The 15,886-nt window shown below is 44.4% G+C and carries 18 protein-coding genes and 1 pseudogene; all 19 read right to left on the bottom strand.

The features are described from left to right. Positions 1-74: 74 nt before the first annotated feature. The 19 genes and pseudogenes from pyrR to ACXADE_RS08770 all read right to left on the bottom strand — a co-directional run bounded on the left by pyrR (position 75) and on the right by ACXADE_RS08770 (position 15,582). Positions 75-616 (bottom strand): annotated as a pseudogene (pyrR, locus tag ACXADE_RS08860) (bifunctional pyr operon transcriptional regulator/uracil phosphoribosyltransferase PyrR). 184 nt (positions 617-800) lie between these two features. Next, positions 801-1,712: an RluA family pseudouridine synthase gene (locus ACXADE_RS08855; RefSeq protein ID WP_474980116.1), complete on the bottom strand. Its 912-nt coding sequence runs from the start codon at positions 1,710-1,712 to the stop codon at positions 801-803. Next, complete coding sequence (gene lspA / locus ACXADE_RS08850) at positions 1,709-2,182, bottom strand: signal peptidase II (RefSeq protein ID WP_474980115.1); 474 nt, start codon at positions 2,180-2,182, stop codon at positions 1,709-1,711. The genes ACXADE_RS08855 and lspA overlap by 4 nt, the downstream gene beginning before the upstream one ends. Positions 2,183-2,615: 433 nt before the next feature. Next, complete coding sequence (locus ACXADE_RS08845; RefSeq protein WP_474980114.1) at positions 2,616-3,140, bottom strand: DivIVA domain-containing protein; 525 nt, start codon at positions 3,138-3,140, stop codon at positions 2,616-2,618. A 76-nt stretch (positions 3,141-3,216) separates the two neighbouring features. Then, on the bottom strand, positions 3,217-3,990 hold the full coding sequence (locus tag ACXADE_RS08840; protein WP_474980113.1) for a YlmH family RNA-binding protein: 774 nt from the start codon (positions 3,988-3,990) through the stop codon (positions 3,217-3,219). Positions 3,991-4,060: 70 nt separating this feature from the next. Next, complete coding sequence (locus ACXADE_RS08835) at positions 4,061-4,330, bottom strand: YggT family protein (protein ID WP_474980112.1); 270 nt, start codon at positions 4,328-4,330, stop codon at positions 4,061-4,063. 3 nt (positions 4,331-4,333) lie between these two features. Beyond that, on the bottom strand, positions 4,334-4,783 hold the full coding sequence (locus ACXADE_RS08830) for a cell division protein SepF (RefSeq protein ID WP_474980111.1): 450 nt from the start codon (positions 4,781-4,783) through the stop codon (positions 4,334-4,336). Positions 4,784-4,805: 22 nt separating this feature from the next. Beyond that, positions 4,806-5,477: a YggS family pyridoxal phosphate-dependent enzyme gene (locus tag ACXADE_RS08825; protein WP_474980110.1), complete on the bottom strand. Its 672-nt coding sequence runs from the start codon at positions 5,475-5,477 to the stop codon at positions 4,806-4,808. Positions 5,478-5,498: 21 nt separating this feature from the next. Further along, entirely contained in the window at positions 5,499-6,296 is a 798-nt protein-coding gene (pgeF, locus tag ACXADE_RS08820) for a peptidoglycan editing factor PgeF (protein ID WP_474980109.1), read from the bottom strand. Positions 6,297-6,353: 57 nt separating this feature from the next. Then, on the bottom strand, positions 6,354-6,629 hold the full coding sequence (locus tag ACXADE_RS08815; RefSeq protein ID WP_474980108.1) for a YlmC/YmxH family sporulation protein: 276 nt from the start codon (positions 6,627-6,629) through the stop codon (positions 6,354-6,356). 213 nt (positions 6,630-6,842) lie between these two features. After that, positions 6,843-7,622 carry an RNA polymerase sporulation sigma factor SigG gene (sigG, locus tag ACXADE_RS08810; protein ID WP_474980107.1) on the bottom strand — a complete coding sequence of 260 codons (780 nt, stop codon included), beginning with the start codon at positions 7,620-7,622 and terminating at the stop codon, positions 6,843-6,845. A gap of 82 nt (positions 7,623-7,704) precedes the next feature. Then, complete coding sequence (sigE, locus tag ACXADE_RS08805; protein WP_089652821.1) at positions 7,705-8,424, bottom strand: RNA polymerase sporulation sigma factor SigE; 720 nt, start codon at positions 8,422-8,424, stop codon at positions 7,705-7,707. A gap of 17 nt (positions 8,425-8,441) precedes the next feature. Further along, positions 8,442-9,479 carry a sigma-E processing peptidase SpoIIGA gene (gene spoIIGA / locus ACXADE_RS08800; RefSeq protein ID WP_474980106.1) on the bottom strand — a complete coding sequence of 346 codons (1,038 nt, stop codon included), beginning with the start codon at positions 9,477-9,479 and terminating at the stop codon, positions 8,442-8,444. Between the two features lie 780 nt (positions 9,480-10,259). Further along, positions 10,260-11,423, bottom strand: a complete 1,164-nt coding sequence (ftsZ, locus tag ACXADE_RS08795) for a cell division protein FtsZ (RefSeq protein ID WP_474980105.1) — start codon at positions 11,421-11,423, stop codon at positions 10,260-10,262. A gap of 75 nt (positions 11,424-11,498) precedes the next feature. After that, positions 11,499-12,794, bottom strand: a complete 1,296-nt coding sequence (ftsA, locus tag ACXADE_RS08790) for a cell division protein FtsA (RefSeq protein WP_474980104.1) — start codon at positions 12,792-12,794, stop codon at positions 11,499-11,501. A 198-nt stretch (positions 12,795-12,992) separates the two neighbouring features. After that, positions 12,993-13,349 carry a small basic family protein gene (locus tag ACXADE_RS08785; RefSeq protein ID WP_474980103.1) on the bottom strand — a complete coding sequence of 119 codons (357 nt, stop codon included), beginning with the start codon at positions 13,347-13,349 and terminating at the stop codon, positions 12,993-12,995. A gap of 1 nt (position 13,350) precedes the next feature. Continuing rightward, positions 13,351-14,055: a DUF881 domain-containing protein gene (locus tag ACXADE_RS08780; RefSeq protein ID WP_474980102.1), complete on the bottom strand. Its 705-nt coding sequence runs from the start codon at positions 14,053-14,055 to the stop codon at positions 13,351-13,353. Between the two features lie 5 nt (positions 14,056-14,060). Continuing rightward, positions 14,061-14,765 carry a DUF881 domain-containing protein gene (locus tag ACXADE_RS08775; protein ID WP_474980101.1) on the bottom strand — a complete coding sequence of 235 codons (705 nt, stop codon included), beginning with the start codon at positions 14,763-14,765 and terminating at the stop codon, positions 14,061-14,063. Then, positions 14,752-15,582: a cell division protein FtsQ/DivIB gene (locus ACXADE_RS08770; protein WP_474980100.1), complete on the bottom strand. Its 831-nt coding sequence runs from the start codon at positions 15,580-15,582 to the stop codon at positions 14,752-14,754. Before ACXADE_RS08770 ends, ACXADE_RS08775 begins: the two co-directional genes overlap by 14 nt. Positions 15,583-15,886: the final 304 nt, after the last annotated feature.

Below are 15,886 nucleotides of genomic sequence, written 5' to 3'. Positions count from 1 at the left end.
AGACGTGTACACTTACACGTATCCTTACGAACCTTTTAAGCCTCTCAGGACTTCCTTTAAAGGTTTTCCTTCATTCATTTTTCATAAATTTTCACTTCATCTGCTTCGTCCGTTTCGGATAAAGTGACGGTAATGATTTCTTCCTGGGAAGTCGGAACATTCTTTCCGACATAATCCGCCCGGATCGGAAGTTCACGGTGCCCCCGGTCAACTAAAACCGCCAACTGAATTTCCTGCGGTCTTCCGTGGTCAATCAGCGCATCCATTGCGGCACGCACTGTTCGTCCAGTATACAGGACATCATCGACAAGAATGACCTTTTTCCCATCAATATCAGCCTTTATATTCGTTTCTTTCAATTGCGGTTCAGCCGCGTTCCCTTGAGGAGTTAAGTCGTCACGATAAAGGGTGATATCCAATTCTCCATCAGGCAATCCGCACCCTCGATTTCCTGGATTTTTTCCTTGATCCGTTGAGCAATCGGTACTCCACGGGTTTTAATCCCGACAAGAACCAGGTCTTCAATCCCTTTGTTCTTTTCAATGATTTCATGAGAGATTCGGGTTAACGCCCGGCGGATAGCGGCATCATCCAGTACAGTAGCTTTGGCATTCATGAAAGCGTCCTCCTCGTTCCAATGCTTACAAAAAACCCCTTATCCGCATGGAGGCAGAAAAGGGGTCTCGATACACGTATCCTGTGTATAACCGTCACCTTTCCAGCCTCACGGGACTGTTATTAAAGGTCTTTATATTCTATATGGAAGTATGACACTCCCCATCACGTTTGTCAACAGGAAATCAAACCTCTTTAGTCTCCAAGTACTTCAGCGTCTCATTGAAATCCTCAGGAGGTTCAACTTCGAACTTCTTCCATTCACCGGTACGTGGATGTTCGAAACCTAGGGATTTAGCATGCAGCGCTTGGCCGTCAAGGTCCAGTGTTTTACGAGGACCATACTTCGGGTCACCGGCAAGCGGATGATCGATGTAACGCATATGAACGCGGATCTGGTGAGTCCTCCCCGTTTCCAGTTTACACTCCACCAGTGTAAAGTCGGTAAAATGACGCAGGACGCGGAAGTGAGTGACCGCATCTCTGCCACCATCGACGACCGCCATTTTTTGACGGTCTTTCGTATCACGACCGATCGGCGCATCAATCGTTCCATATTCATGCGGAATCTCTCCGTGGACGATCGCTTCATATTTACGTTCTACCGTTTTTTTGGACAACTGCTCTGCTAGCGATTGATGGGCACGATCGTTCTTAGCCACCATAAGAAGTCCACTCGTGTCTTTATCAATTCGATGGACAATTCCCGGTCTCTCTACTCCATTAATTCCTGACAAATCCTTCACATGATACAGGAGGGCATTGACGAGTGTACCAGAAGAATGCCCAGCTGACGGGTGGATGACCATCCCCGACGGTTTATTCACAACAATGACATCTTCATCTTCATACACAATGTCGATCGGTATATTTTCAGGCAGAATATCCATGGGTTCCGGTTCAGGGACCTCCCAGGTGATAACCTCCCCTTCCTGTACTTTATAATTGCTTTTTACGTCTTTACCGTCTACAAGGACGACATCGTCCTTGAGCCAGCCTTGAATTTGAGACCTGGAAGCATCCTCGATGACTTCTGTTAATAATTTATCAATACGTTTGGATTGATCTTGTTCTGTTACTTTATATTGTTCACTCAAGATTTCAAACTTCCTTTCTTTCTACGTTCATCTACGAAGGTCGCGATCATAACCAAAATCACTCCGACAACAAGCGCAGAGTCCGCCACGTTGAATATCGGAAAGTTGTAAGTGAAGATGTAAGTATTCGCAAAGTCGACGACTTCTTTCCGGAAGATGCGGTCAATAAAATTGCCGATCGCACCAGCAAGAATGAAGGCAAGTGCAATTCCAACAAAGCGACTTTCTTTCCCGAACTGATGTAAATAATAAATGACAAATCCAATGACGACCACCGTTATGATGTAAAAGAACCACATCTGGCCCTGCAGGATTCCCCAGGCAGCCCCCTGATTCCTGTGGGAGGTCAAATAAAAAAAGTTATCGATGACCGGTATACTCTGACCGATATCCATTTTAGTGACGACAAGCCACTTCGTCCATTGGTCAAGAATGATGAGACCAACAGCAATAATATAATACAAAAACATAAGCTTCCTCCAAGTTTCTTATTCCTAGCATATTGTACCACAAAAACCCCTCTGCAAAGAACATCTTCTACTACCCGCATCAAATCGAAACTAAGCTTCACAAGCATAGGATGCAGTGGGGATGACTCGTTTCTGTGGAAGTCCCTACTGCATCTTTCAATACAATCCTCTCGAACCATCTTAAAAAAAGGGAAGAGATTTTCCATCAACGTGCAGATGAAAGAGTGTATCTTTTAATTTCCTGGTAGAACTCTGACAATAAAAAAGATGGCTATAGGACAGTCAGGTCGTTATCTACTTTTATTTCAATTGCCCGCAGCCATTTCGAAATCTACGTTTCGATTGATTAAGAAAAGTAGAAAAAAGGTGCCGTTCTTTAAGAACGGCACCTTGGTTTGTATGAGAGAATGATTTCCGTATGTACGGGTAGATATTATGGATGGGAGCTGTATTCTTCTTCCATCTTGCGCTCAACCTCTTTTTCATCATCAAGCTCCGTATCAAACAAATGGTCCCAATCATTATTATCGATCATATCGATTTGTGCTTCTACAAGCATCCGGAGCCTCGTCTTAAATACTTTCGCCTGCTTTTTCATATCTTCGACCTCGATATTAATACGGCGTGATTTTTCCAGAGCTTCATTAATAATTCGATCTGCGTTTTTCTCCGCTTCTTTAATGATTAACTTCGACTCTTTGTTTGCACTGCTCTTTACGTCTTCTGCCGTTTCCTGCGCTACCAGAATGGATTTATTGAGAGTTGTTTCAATATCGTTGAAATGGCCAAGACGTTCGTTCAGCTGACTGACTTCGCGTTCAAGCTCTTTCTTCTGACGTATGACGATTTCATAATCTTTGATGACCTGGTCAAGGAATTCATTGACTTCATCTTCATCGTAACCTCTGAAACCGCGCGTAAATTCTTTATTATGAATATCAAGTGGTGTTAAAGGCACACCATCCACCTCCCATAAACGTCTATATGATTTATTTATTCGACAGGAAATTACGTAAACCTTCTTTACTGATAGATTAATTTAATTTTGCTGTCATCACTTTATACTTGTCCTTTTTCGTTTCCCCGAGAATTTCGTCAAGACGGCTTCTCCCTTTACCTCTCAGTGAAATAAGATCGCCTTCTTCCAACGAAAAAGAAGAGTCTTCGACTATACGATAATTGACTTTCACCTGACCCGCTTCAATAAACATGGATGCTTTTTTCCTGGACATCCCATAGATCTCTTTCACCATGACATCCAGTCTCAGTGAAGAAACGGTCGACTGTTTTTCAGTCCACTTCTCGTTGCTTTTGATCCGGGACGCTAGAGGCTTTTCCTCGAATTGTACACTCGAGCGTTTAATACCAGTAAGATTCATTTTAATATAATCGCTGATTTCAGAAGCCACAGTGATTTGTATAATACCTTCCTGGACGACAAGATCCCCCATCTTCTCCCGCCGGATTCCAAGTGACATAAAAGCACCCAGCACATCCCGATGCTCAAGTGTAACAAACTTTTGAGGATAGGACGCTTCTAATAAAGTCAGCTGAAAGTCTTCCTTATCGATCCCTTCATAGTCGGGAGCTATGATAGCCCGCTTCCGTTCGCTACCGTCTGCACCGCCTTCCATGCCATAGATAAGATCTGCATCATTTCCCATAATTGCTTTCAAGATCGATTGCTCTCTCGGATCGAGGAAATCCATCAGCTTCCTTTGATATTTGAGAGCAACGTCTTCACGAAAGGAAAGGACTTGATCGATGAATGGTTTTTCTTCCTTACGAAAATGCTGATAGATCTCCACCTATATACCTCCATAACTACTAAAAGGAACAGATGGGAGAACGAATAGGTTCTCTGCTCTGTTCCTCCGCTTATAATCCCATTATCATAAAATACAACTCTCTTAACCCGGCACGAGCAAAGTTAAGAACTAAAATAGCCACAATCGGCGAAATATCAATCATACCAAGCGGCGGAATGATTTTACGGAAAGGCTCCAGGAATGGTTCAGCCAATCGGGAAAGGATTTCTCCGAAACTGGATTCCCGGGCTCCTGGGAACCAGGACATCAGAATGTAGATAATGAGAATCCAACTGTAAATTTGTAGTGCTGTCATTAAGATCTGAAACAAAAACGCCATGTCTTACCACCTTCTGTTCATATCGTCGTCTTCTTGAGCAATCATTTCTGAAATAGAACCTGAGATTTCAACGTTATCAGGGGTGCAGAGAAATGTTTGAGTCCCAAGCTTTTGAATATCTCCACCTATAGCATAAACGGTTCCACTTAAAAAATCTACAATCCTTTTCGCCTGATGATGGTCAACGCGCTGAAGATTGATAACAACCGCTCGGCGATTAACGAGCTGATCAGCGATATCCTGTGCTTCATTATAACTGCTCGGCTCACTCAACACCATTTTGGATGAACTTTTCGCACTCTTTAAACTAACGACATTCCCAGGCTCTTGTTTTTTAGAGGAACGTTGTCGCTGGGAAGGCTCCTCCTCATACTCGTCGTCCATTTCTTCTTCAATGTACTCATATTCATCATCCAACGTGAAAAACGAACGGAATTTATTTTTCATGCTCATTTTCATCACCTCTGATTATTATTTATTCACCTACAAGGCTCGAGCCTAAACGGATATGGGTGGCTCCTTCTTCAATCGCCAGAGCATAATCATTGCTCATTCCCATCGATAAGTATTCACACGGTGCATGTGGATACCCTTTGTCCCTGATCCGATCCCTCAGTGCTCTTAACTGCCGAAAAACACCGCGCAGCTTTTCTTCATCTTCTGTATGGGGAGCCATCGTCATCAGGCCGACCACTTTAACATTTTCGAATGAGTTTAACCCGTTAACGAATGATTCCACTTCAGATGCTTTTAGGCCATGCTTACTTTCTTCTTCACTTATATTGACTTGAATAAAACACGGAACCGGGCGGTCTGCGCGTTTATTAATTTCTTTTGCTAAAGACTTCCGGTCAAGAGAATGGATCATCGACACTTGTCCAATGACTTCCTTCACTTTTCTGGACTGCAGGGTACCGATGAAATGCCACGCCGCTTCTTCTCCGATTTCTTCATACTTCTCCAGAAGTCCTTCTTTACGGTTTTCACCAAGATGCCGAATGCCGGCTTCCAGCGCCTCTTTGGCACGTTTAACAGATACGTATTTCGTTACAGCAATCAGGGTGATTTCATTTGCATCCCTTCCGCTGTTTTTACATGCATGGTGTATATTTTTCTCTATTTTGGCTAAGTTGTCTTCTACAGACATGGTAGAACTCCTTCCCGCTCATCAAGTTCGAAGCGTGATGAAACCGAGCATACGCCCCGTACTTCCCTGATCGCGCCGGTGGGAATAAAACTTCTCTTCTTCCTCGTATGTACAATAATCTGTCATTGTAATGTTCCCTGTCTTCAAACCTTCCTCCACCATCAGTTTCCGGTGAAGAGCTTTCAGATCCAACTGATATTTCCCTTTTCCTTTATGGGTCATACATTCATTTTTATAAGCTTCAGGGATATGGCTGATCACATAGTCATCGACTTCGTAATGTTTTTTACTGATGGATGGGCCGATCACAGCTTGTATGTTTTCAAGCTGACATCCTTGTGTTTGAAGAGCTTGTATCATCTCACGGGCCATCCCTTTTACGGTACCCTTCCATCCGGCATGAGCAATGCCCACCCATTCTGATACAGGATCGAGGAAATATAATGGCACACAATCCGCATAAAAAGCTCCGAGAACCAGATTTTGTTCATTCGTTATTAATCCATCTACTCCACGGACGGCTGATTGTAAGGAATTTGCGCCATTTCCCGCATGACTCTTATCTACAACAGCGACCCTGGTGCCGTGCACCTGTTCCCCAATCACCCATTCTGATAGTGGGAGACCGATTTCCTCTGCGAGAGACTCTCTATTAGCAAGTACTGTCTCCTTTTCATCGGAAACATGGAGCCCCATGTTGAGTGAATCGAAAGGGGCTGCACTGTGTCCGCCCTTGCGTGTCGTCAGTCCTGCTGTCACATTCGCGTAGGAGTGAAAACACTTCAACTGTCTTATGGAATGCGATTGGAAAGGTTCCATTTGAATACCACCTCAATTTCATTCCATTTTAACACATTATTCATCCAATTTCTTCTCTTATTCGTCTGATTCTGTCTTTTGCACACTGGAAATACTTTTGTATGCATTTTTTTTCACTAGGATAACATCTGCACCGATGTTGACGATTTGATCCCATGGGATGGTGAGTTCTTCTTCTTTGCCGAAAAGCCCCATCGCTTTCCCCTTCAGTGTAAGCACCAGCCCCTTAAGGCGACCCCTTTGTGTATCAATATCAAGGTCACTGATATAACCCAGCCGCTCTCCAGTTTCCATTGCAATAACATCCTTCATTTGCAGCTCTGTGATTTTCATTTCTCCTCACACTCCTTATTCCCACTATATGCATAGAAGCAATAAAATAGAAAACAGAGAAAGGGATGACTGGGACTGTCTTATTTCAAGGGGTGTAACCTGCAGATAGCGCGAATCACTGATGGAAGGACTGGACTGCTGAGCTTCGATCCTATCCTGACAAATCAAGCACATAAAAAAGCTTCTTCCCTTTAGAGGGAGAAGCTTCTTCGATCATTGGAACATGGAAGAGTTCATTTCTTTAATGGCCGCTTTTTCCAAACGTGATACCTGTGCTTGAGAAATCCCGATTTCCTCAGCTACTTCCATTTGGGTTTTTCCTTGGAAGAAGCGTTTGGTGAGAATCATCTTTTCCCTGTCGTTCAATTTTTTCATCCCTTCTCTAAGGGATAATTCATCCAACCAGACGGAATCTTTCTCACGGTCATCTTTGAGTTGATCAACGACGAAAATTGGGTCGCCCCCATCATTGTATATCGGTTCAAAAAGGGAAACGGGATCCTGGATGGCATCCATCGCGAAAACCACATCTTCATGAGGGACTCCCATTCTTTCTGCAATTTCATGAGGAGCTGGATCTTTACTCGTTTCACCAATCATTTTCTCCCGCATCTGCAAAGCCTTGTATGCCGTGTCTCTTAACGATCTTGAAACTCGGATCGGGTTGTTATCTCTCAGATACCTGCGAATTTCTCCAATGATCATAGGTACAGCGTAAGTAGAAAATTTAACATTGTGACTTAAATCAAAATTATCGATGGACTTCATAAGGCCGATGCAACCGACTTGGAACAAATCATCGCCATACTCTCCACGATTGTTAAAACGCTGGATGACGGATAAGACTAAACGGAGGTTTCCATTCACCAGCTGTTCCCTGGCCTCAATCTCTCCACTTTGCAAGCGTTCAAACAGGTCTCGCATTTCTGCATTTTTCAGTACCGGAAGTTTTGATGTATCTACGCCGCATATCTCTACTTTATGTCGTGTCAATGTAAGACCCTCCCAGGAAGCTGTAATCAGTTCTCAGTATCTCCCTGGGTGGGAAAATTATGCATCAGAGGGTCGCAATCATTTACACCATCTTGTCGAACTCACGCTGTAACCGGCGGATGATCTTCTTCTCAAGCCTTGATATGTAAGACTGTGAGATGCCCATCATGTCCGCCACATCTTTTTGTGTTTTTTCTTTTTTTCCAATCAAACCGAACCTGAGTTCCATGATTTGTTTTTCCCTGTCATTCAGCTGCTCGAGTGCTGATTTGAGAAGTTTCTTATCAATTTTCTTTTCGATGCCTTTCGTAATCAGATCTTCATCTGTCCCTAAAATATCTGATAAGAGAAGCTCATTCCCATCCCAATCGACATTCAATGGCTCGTCAAAGGACACTTCAGTTTTCAGCTTGTTGCTTTTTCTGAGGTGCATGAGAATTTCATTTTCTATACACCGCGACGCATAGGTTGCCAGTTTTATTTTCTTTTCAGGATCGAACGTGTTGACCGCTTTGATCAATCCGATCGTCCCGATACTGATTAAATCCTCTATGTTCAACCCCGTGTTTTCGAACTTCCTGGCGATATAAACGACGAGACGCAAATTACGCTCGATGAGCATCGCGCGCGCAGCTTTATCCCCTTTTGGAAGCAGTTCCAGCAGTTCTCTCTCTTCTTCTCTTGATAACGGTGGAGGAAGAGCTTCACTTCCACCAATATAATAAATTTCATCTTGTTTAATTCCGAGCTTCATAAGTAATCGATAATACCATAGTCGTGCCTTAAAGAACCATTTAAACATATAATCCCCCTCCTGATTCACGCGGATTTCCCTTTGACCATTAGATGTGGATGGATGAGCATCTGATAAAGCCGGTCGTGTGTTAAATCTTTCTGCTGGACCCCAAGCAATGGGGCTTTCATTTCCAAATTTCCCGCCTCTGTATGCACGATTATCTTATCTACCATCAGCGTCACCAGCAATTTGCCTGAGACACCTGCCGCTTGATAAGGGACGAGGCGGACGGCTGATTGAATATCATCGGGCAATTCATGCAACGCTGACACGACATGATCCACTTCCAGCTGCAGAAGTTGGTCCTTGGAAAAGAACTGTTCCCACAAAAAGGAGTCGGCAAGAAAAACCATCTTCCGGCTGATGGGATCCACAAGCTGGTTGCCACTATCCACCAAACCTTTACATTGTACGGACTTCCCATTCCACTCCACCGTAACATCGTAAATATCTTCAAGCTTCATTCGATGAACACTGACCTGGTTCAAACGCCATTTCGTAAAAACAAAGGAACAAGGAAAGCCGATGACGACGAACAGCCAACTGACCGGATCACCATACCCCCCACTGAACGTGACGACAGAACCTCCCTGGATACTGACTTCAGTTGCCAGGAAGTAGTGGACTCCCATCATGCTTCCACCGATGGCAAAAGTAATAAAATAAAAACTGATCCACTGGACGAAAAACGCACGGAGAGAGGTATAGGAAAAAGTCACGGAAATGATGAACAGTGAAAAAATGATTTTCCCGAAACTGCCAACCAGAAAGAAGTCCGGCATGTAAATAGTGATCGGTACAATCGTCGAGGCGATAAAAGCTCCGGTCATTATTCGTACCCTCGATGATTTCGCTCTCGTGACCCCCTGCGTAAGCGATAAAATCATACCATCCATCAAAAGGTTGAGCAGCCAGACAGCATCAAGATAAATAATCCTCTCTCCCCTCCTTTTTATCTGCTGTAATGAAAAGTATAAGCCCGTCCCGTTGAAAAGTCTGTCACAATCTGATTCACTCGCTAGCAAGTTTTGTAGAAGGGTGGAAAGACTTACTTCATCCATAAACGTTCCCTTCTCTTGAAAGCTCTGTTTCGTAATGTTTGTGTGGTAGCTAGGGGCTGCGAGGGATGACTCGCTCTCCGCGGGAGCTTGGTGAGCCTCCTCAGGCTTACGCCTTGCGGGGACTCACCAAGCCCTCTTTCCTCGTAGATATCCGGTTTCTGCGCCTAGCGGCTAGTGAGACTTCCCTCGCTTCTGTACGATAAGTCAACATCGAATCCCTTCGTTCTCCGTTTTTCCTTTATCTCCTCCAGCTCAGTCCAGTCCATACGCCACTGAACGAGGCGCCTGCACACTTAAGTAGGAGTCTCGCCATTCCCCTCCGCCCCTTGGCTAGATCAGGGTCTAGCACCCCTTCATAAATCATCAGCTATTCTAGTTGATGAGATGATTAGGGGATCATATTCCCAAGCTGAGGTACTTTAACACGAAAAGCTTGATACCTAGCGTTTTATGCCTACAACAATCGCGATAGTGGAAGACCTTCCAACGTTGGTAAAGGGGTTCGTTTACCCCTTCTTGAAATGGGGTGGAAGCTGGGAGGCTCCCGTGGGAGATAGGAGATCGGCGAGATCCCGCAGGGCGTAGCCCGAGGAAGCCCGGCACTGTCCCACAGGAAAGCGAGTAGCTTCCCCCCCCCCTGGATCTCAACATGATAACGAGCCCCGAAACATCTCGAAACTGAGTCTTAAACATTCCTGCCATAATGTTTATTAGGTGGTTGATGTTGAAAGGAAATAAAAAAACCGCCACACGGGAATGTGTGACGGTTTTGGATAGTTATTATCGGCGACGGTTGCGGTTACGCAGGAACGTCGGGATATCAAGAGTATCTTCTTCTTGATTCGGTTTGTTTTGTGGTTGTGGCGGCGTTTGACGACGAGGAGGTTGTTCTTCTCGTACGTTACGCTCCGGCTGTTGCTGTTCTACCTGCTTTTGCTGGTTTACAGGGTTCATAGTTGGGCGCTTCTTCTGTTGACCTTGGGCAATTTGCGCTTCATCGAAACCTGTTGCTATGACAGTAACAACAATTTCGTCTTTCAGGTTTTCGTTAATCACAGAACCGAAAATGACGTTTACTTCCTGATCTGCTGCAGAAGTTACGATATCAGCCGCTTCTTGAACTTCATAAAGGCTTAAGTTCGCACCTCCACTGATGTTCATAAGGACACCGTGTGCACCGTCGATGGACGTTTCTAGTAATGGTGAGGAGATCGCTTTCTTAGCTGCTTCAGCTGCGCGACTTTCTCCTGTAGCAATACCAATTCCCATTAGGGCGGATCCTTTGTCGACCATGATCGTTTTCACATCGGCAAAGTCGACGTTAATCAATCCTGGTACGGCAATCAAATCGGAAATACCTTGTACACCTTGACGAAGGACGTTATCCGCTTCGCGGAACGCTTCAAGCATTGGTGTATTTTTATCTACAATTTCAAGCAAACGGTCGTTAGGAATGACAATCAATGTGTCAACCGCGCCTTTAAGGCTTTCTGTACCGCCACTCGCTTGTGTAGAACGCTTACGGCCTTCAAACGTAAATGGACGTGTAACGACACCAACCGTCAATGCTCCAAGTTCTTTTGCTACCTGAGCGATGACAGGGGCAGCACCTGTACCGGTTCCGCCTCCCATACCAGCTGTAACAAAGACCATGTCGGCACCTTGGAGAGCTTCTTCGATCTGTTCTTTGCTTTCTTCTGCCGCTTTACGACCGACTTCCGGATTTGCACCTGCTCCAAGTCCACGAGTCAATTTTCCACCGATCTGCATTTTCACTTCTGCTTTTGAAAGGTTAAGAGCCTGGGCATCCGTATTTACAGCGATGAATTCAACGCCTTGGACTCCGTGCTCAATCATACGGTTTACGGCGTTACTACCACCGCCACCTACTCCGATTACTTTAATCGTTGCCAGTTGGTCCATGCTTGTATCAAAATCTAACATCCTACGTTCCTCCTAATACACGAGATTACAAGATTTATTGGTTCGTCCGTCCCTTGACCGACTCAAACTTGTTCATTAATCAAAGAAATACTTCAAGAGATTACTGAAGCCTGATTCTTTTTTCTTCTCTGGTTTCTCTTTTTCCTCTTTCGGCTGCTGCTTTGTTGCTCGTTTTTGTTTTTTCGGTTGAGGTTTTTCCTGAAAATCCTCAGTCACAGATGGGAAAATCTCTTTTCCTTGTATTTTCGCATTACGATAGGCGAATTGCAAGATACCGACTCCGCTTGTAAACTGTGGTTCTCTTACACCAATATAATCCGGAATGGCAAGTCTTACATTAGCATGGAAAACATCCTGCGCTAACTCAAGGACGCCCGGCATGTTCATCGTGCCTCCAGTGAGTACAAACCCACCGGGAAGTTCACGTACGCCCATGCGTTGGATTTCCTGGGCAGCAAAGACAAAAATTTCTTCTAGTCTAGCTTCAATCATATCAGAGATTTGCAATTGATTGAATGCCTGTTGACGATTACTTCCGATAATCGTTACAGAAAAACTTTCCTCTTCGTTGGCATCATCAAAAAATGCATGTCCATGTTCGAGTTTGATCTGCTCCGCTTCTTCTGTAGACGTTCTCAACCCGATCGATAAGTCTTTTGTAAGATTGTCCCCTCCGAAAGGAATCATGCTGGTTCCTTTAAGGTGTCCTTCTTCAAATACGGAAATGGTTGTAGAACCACCACCGACATCGATAAGAGCAACGCCTAGATTGGTTTCATCACCGGATAACGAGACAGTGCCAGAAGCTAACGGCTGTAAGCAAACATCCAATACTTCCAATCCTGCTCGTTCTACACATTTTAGAGTATTATGTAAAACGGTTTTCGCACAGGTAATGATCATCCCTTCCATTTCAAGACGAACGCCGATCATACCGCGTGGATCTGTAATTTCATCCTGTCCGTCAACGATGAACTGCCGTGGAATCACATCAATGATTTCTCTTTCAGGGGGTACAGATACGACTTGGGCAGCATCGATCACTCTCGTAATATCTTCGTTGCCTATTTCTCTGCTTTCGCTTGAGACAGCTACCACTCCATGACATGGCTGCAGTTGAATATGATTACCATTGACACCTACAACCACCCGGTCAATTTTCATATCCACCATACGTTCTGCCTGTTCGACCGCGGATCGAATAGAGTGTACCGTTTGATCAATATCTACAATGGCACCTTTTTTCATACCATTTGATTTGGCGGTACCTACGCCAATTATATTGAGGCTATCATTCATGATTTCTCCAATGATCACCTTAATTCTACTTGTTCCTATATCTAAACTTACTAATATTTCATTTTGATTCACCAGTGACGCACCTCCTGTAGCAAGCCATATAAGTAGTTCAAAGCATATCGAATTCACGCTTAAAATACAATCTTTGAAATACAAACGTAAATGAATTGATATATTGTGTCGGGGTAGCCCCCTTCTCGAAAAGCGAGAAAAAAACACGCTCCTATGTTTGTTTTCCACAGGGTTTCGTTAATTTCCTCTTATTTACGTTTATTTTTTTCGAAATTTCGTTAGCAATTTTTGGTCAATGACCAGCCTTCTTATGATCGCAAGGTTTCGGAACAACCGGACACCGAACGCAAACACAGCGGCCAGATAGAGATCCACACCTAATTGGACCCCTAGGAAAGCCAATAATGCAGCGAGCGTGACGTTGAAAAAGAAACCTGTCAGGAAGACCGTGTCATCAAAAGATTTCTCAAGCTGTGCCCGGACCCCGCCAAGAATCGTATCGAAAGCGGCCAGTACAGCAATGGATAAATAATCGGAATAGGCATCGGGGATACGGATATCCGTCAAAATGCCGAGGGTCACACCGATAATAAGGAATAGTAGGGGTAACCACAAATTAACCACCAGCTTCTTCTAATTTTTCTAAATGAAGAGGATCCTCATACTTTGGAAGCGTTAGGCTTTTCTGCTCTTCAAAAGTAATTTCCATATTGTCGATATTAAAAATGTCCTGAGTGGAACTGGCTCTCATATGATCCTCAAGCTTCCCGGGATCATCTGTCAGAACTTTAATCTCCAATGGCAGCGAACCGATGGGACGGTTATTCACATAGGTCGATCCATTCACATCTCTGATGGGAGAAAGGTTGGTAAACCGTTCACTCCCTATACTTATATCATCAGCCCCATAGGTGTTCAATTCATTGACCAGTCTACTGAGAAGATGTGGAGATACAACAGGAAATGACTGACCTCCAGCGTCCTCATTGAAAATCGGACGAATCATCAGGAGAAGACCTGTCCCCTCTTTTTTCTGGAGCCCGATCTTCTTCTCCAGTACTTCGATCGATTCTTTCAGCGTCTCTACCTGTTGCCTGGAAGATTGTTGCTCATAATCGTCGATCATTTGATCGACGACCGCAATTTTCTCTAAAAGATCCTGCTGATGATCCTGTTGATTTTTCAGATCCTCGCGTACTTCCCACACATCCCTGGAATCTCTGATCACTGTTTCATGGGATGTCGTTTGGAACTGGACCGCCACCATGAATCCAATCAATAAAAATACGATGGATAGAAGCCATTGTGTTCTTTTCTTCATGTTGATCACCCTTCAGCAGACAGCCTGGCTTTCATTTCCAAATGACTCTCTTTCGTCATTTGCACGTCGACATTTTCATTAAGAAGCTGATCGACGACCCCTCGGGTTAAATGAAGGCTCGAATAAAGCACTTCAGAATCCCCGATTGCCGTAATAACGAATGGTGCAGGATGTTGGATGCCGTCCACCGTAATGACCGGTCCTGTACAAGCGATATAGCTGTCTTTCATAAATCGCTGCCCGTTGATGGCGACAGCCTTCGCTCCAGCGCTGAGAAGTTCGTTAATTACGCTGTGGACATGACTTTCATGGACAATATACTGATTGACTTGATCCTCATCCGGTATATATTCTGCATCGCGCAGGACGACTTGAACCCCTTCTCCCTTGATTGGAACTTCTCCATTCAACATCTGAAGCTTCTTTTTCCTATGCACGAAGTCTGCGACGATTTGTTCACGATCAGCCATATCATTTTCAAAATCCTGGACTTTCTGGCGTTTTTCTTTCAGCTCGGCGCGTAAGTTCTTGTTCTTTTTCTCCATGTCCAGGAGCTGTTGCTGATAAAAGTATTCTTTCTCCCACTGGGAATCGTTCAGTTGAACCATCTCCGGGGAGCTTTTCGTCAATTGATAACTGTAACTCACGAGAAAACCAGAGACAAGAAGGACCAGGGACAGGATGATGGATTTCCCTTTAAGCTTCTTCATCCGTACTCTCCTCTTCCTCTTCAGTCCCTGGCTCCTCTGATGCCGCTTCGTCTGTTTCCCCTTCTGCCTCTGACTCCGGGTATTCCTCAAAATAGGCCCCTACATCGATATGTATAATCCCTTCAGCTCCTTCATCGAGCTGGGCAACGATGGAAGGGTATGCCGGCATCTTTTCGGCGAAGCTTCGGATGGAAGCCTGTACCTGATACCCGTCATTCATGTACAGAAGAATTTGATACGGATTGCCGTCCCTGGGGTCCCAATGAATCTCTGAAATAAGGCTTCCTACACTTGCCGGAAGCTCTTTCAACTCTTGGGAAATTTCCTTCAAATACGTTTCCTTCGTAAAACCAACAAGTGTCGGGGCGTCTCCACCCGGCAAGGCCGTCTGCCCCTCCAGACGGGAGCCATCTTCAAGGATGGCATGAAAAGCGCCATCCTGCTTGACGTACCCGATTCGTTCCGCTTCCGTCACTTCAATTTGAACTTTATTCGGGAAGGACCTGTCGATGGAAGCAAAGGTGACTTCTTGATGCGACTCGATCTGTTGCTTCATCTCCTCTTCATCGACTCTCCAATAATTCGTAGATGTCGTGATTCCGGCAAGTTCCACAATTTCCTCTTCCGAAACGTGGTACTCCCCTTCTACAACTATATGACGAACATTACTGAGCGGCGATTGGAGATAGATGACCGTCGCAATCAGCAAAAATAGAATAGTCAAATACAGAATCAAGCGACGATTCGCTTTTTTGCGTCTCGTCTGTTTCAATTTTGGAATGCGATCTTCTATGGAAACCACTTTTCTCTCTTCCATAACGGGCATTTCTCCTTACTTGCTAGACACCCTTTTCGCTGTTCGTTCTAGCTGTTTGAAAGAATAATGTTCCTCTAAAAGATGACGAGCTGTACTCTGCATCTATACGTTTCCCATTATACCACAAATATAGACGGATAGATTGATAGACTTTTACTAGTTTCTCATCAATTTTCTTACAGGAAAAACCGCATTTCGAGGGGGCTCATGTGATTTCGCTAAAATCGTTTACCCATTCTCCAGGTCCATTAAACTTATACATATAATTTACCTGAAATCCCCACCCGCCATACGTAAGAAAGAA

The organism is Halobacillus sp. ABR2_026 (assembly GCF_056158545.1).
The sequence above is the reverse complement of the archived record's forward strand: the minus strand, read 5'-3'. Positions and strand labels throughout refer to the sequence as shown.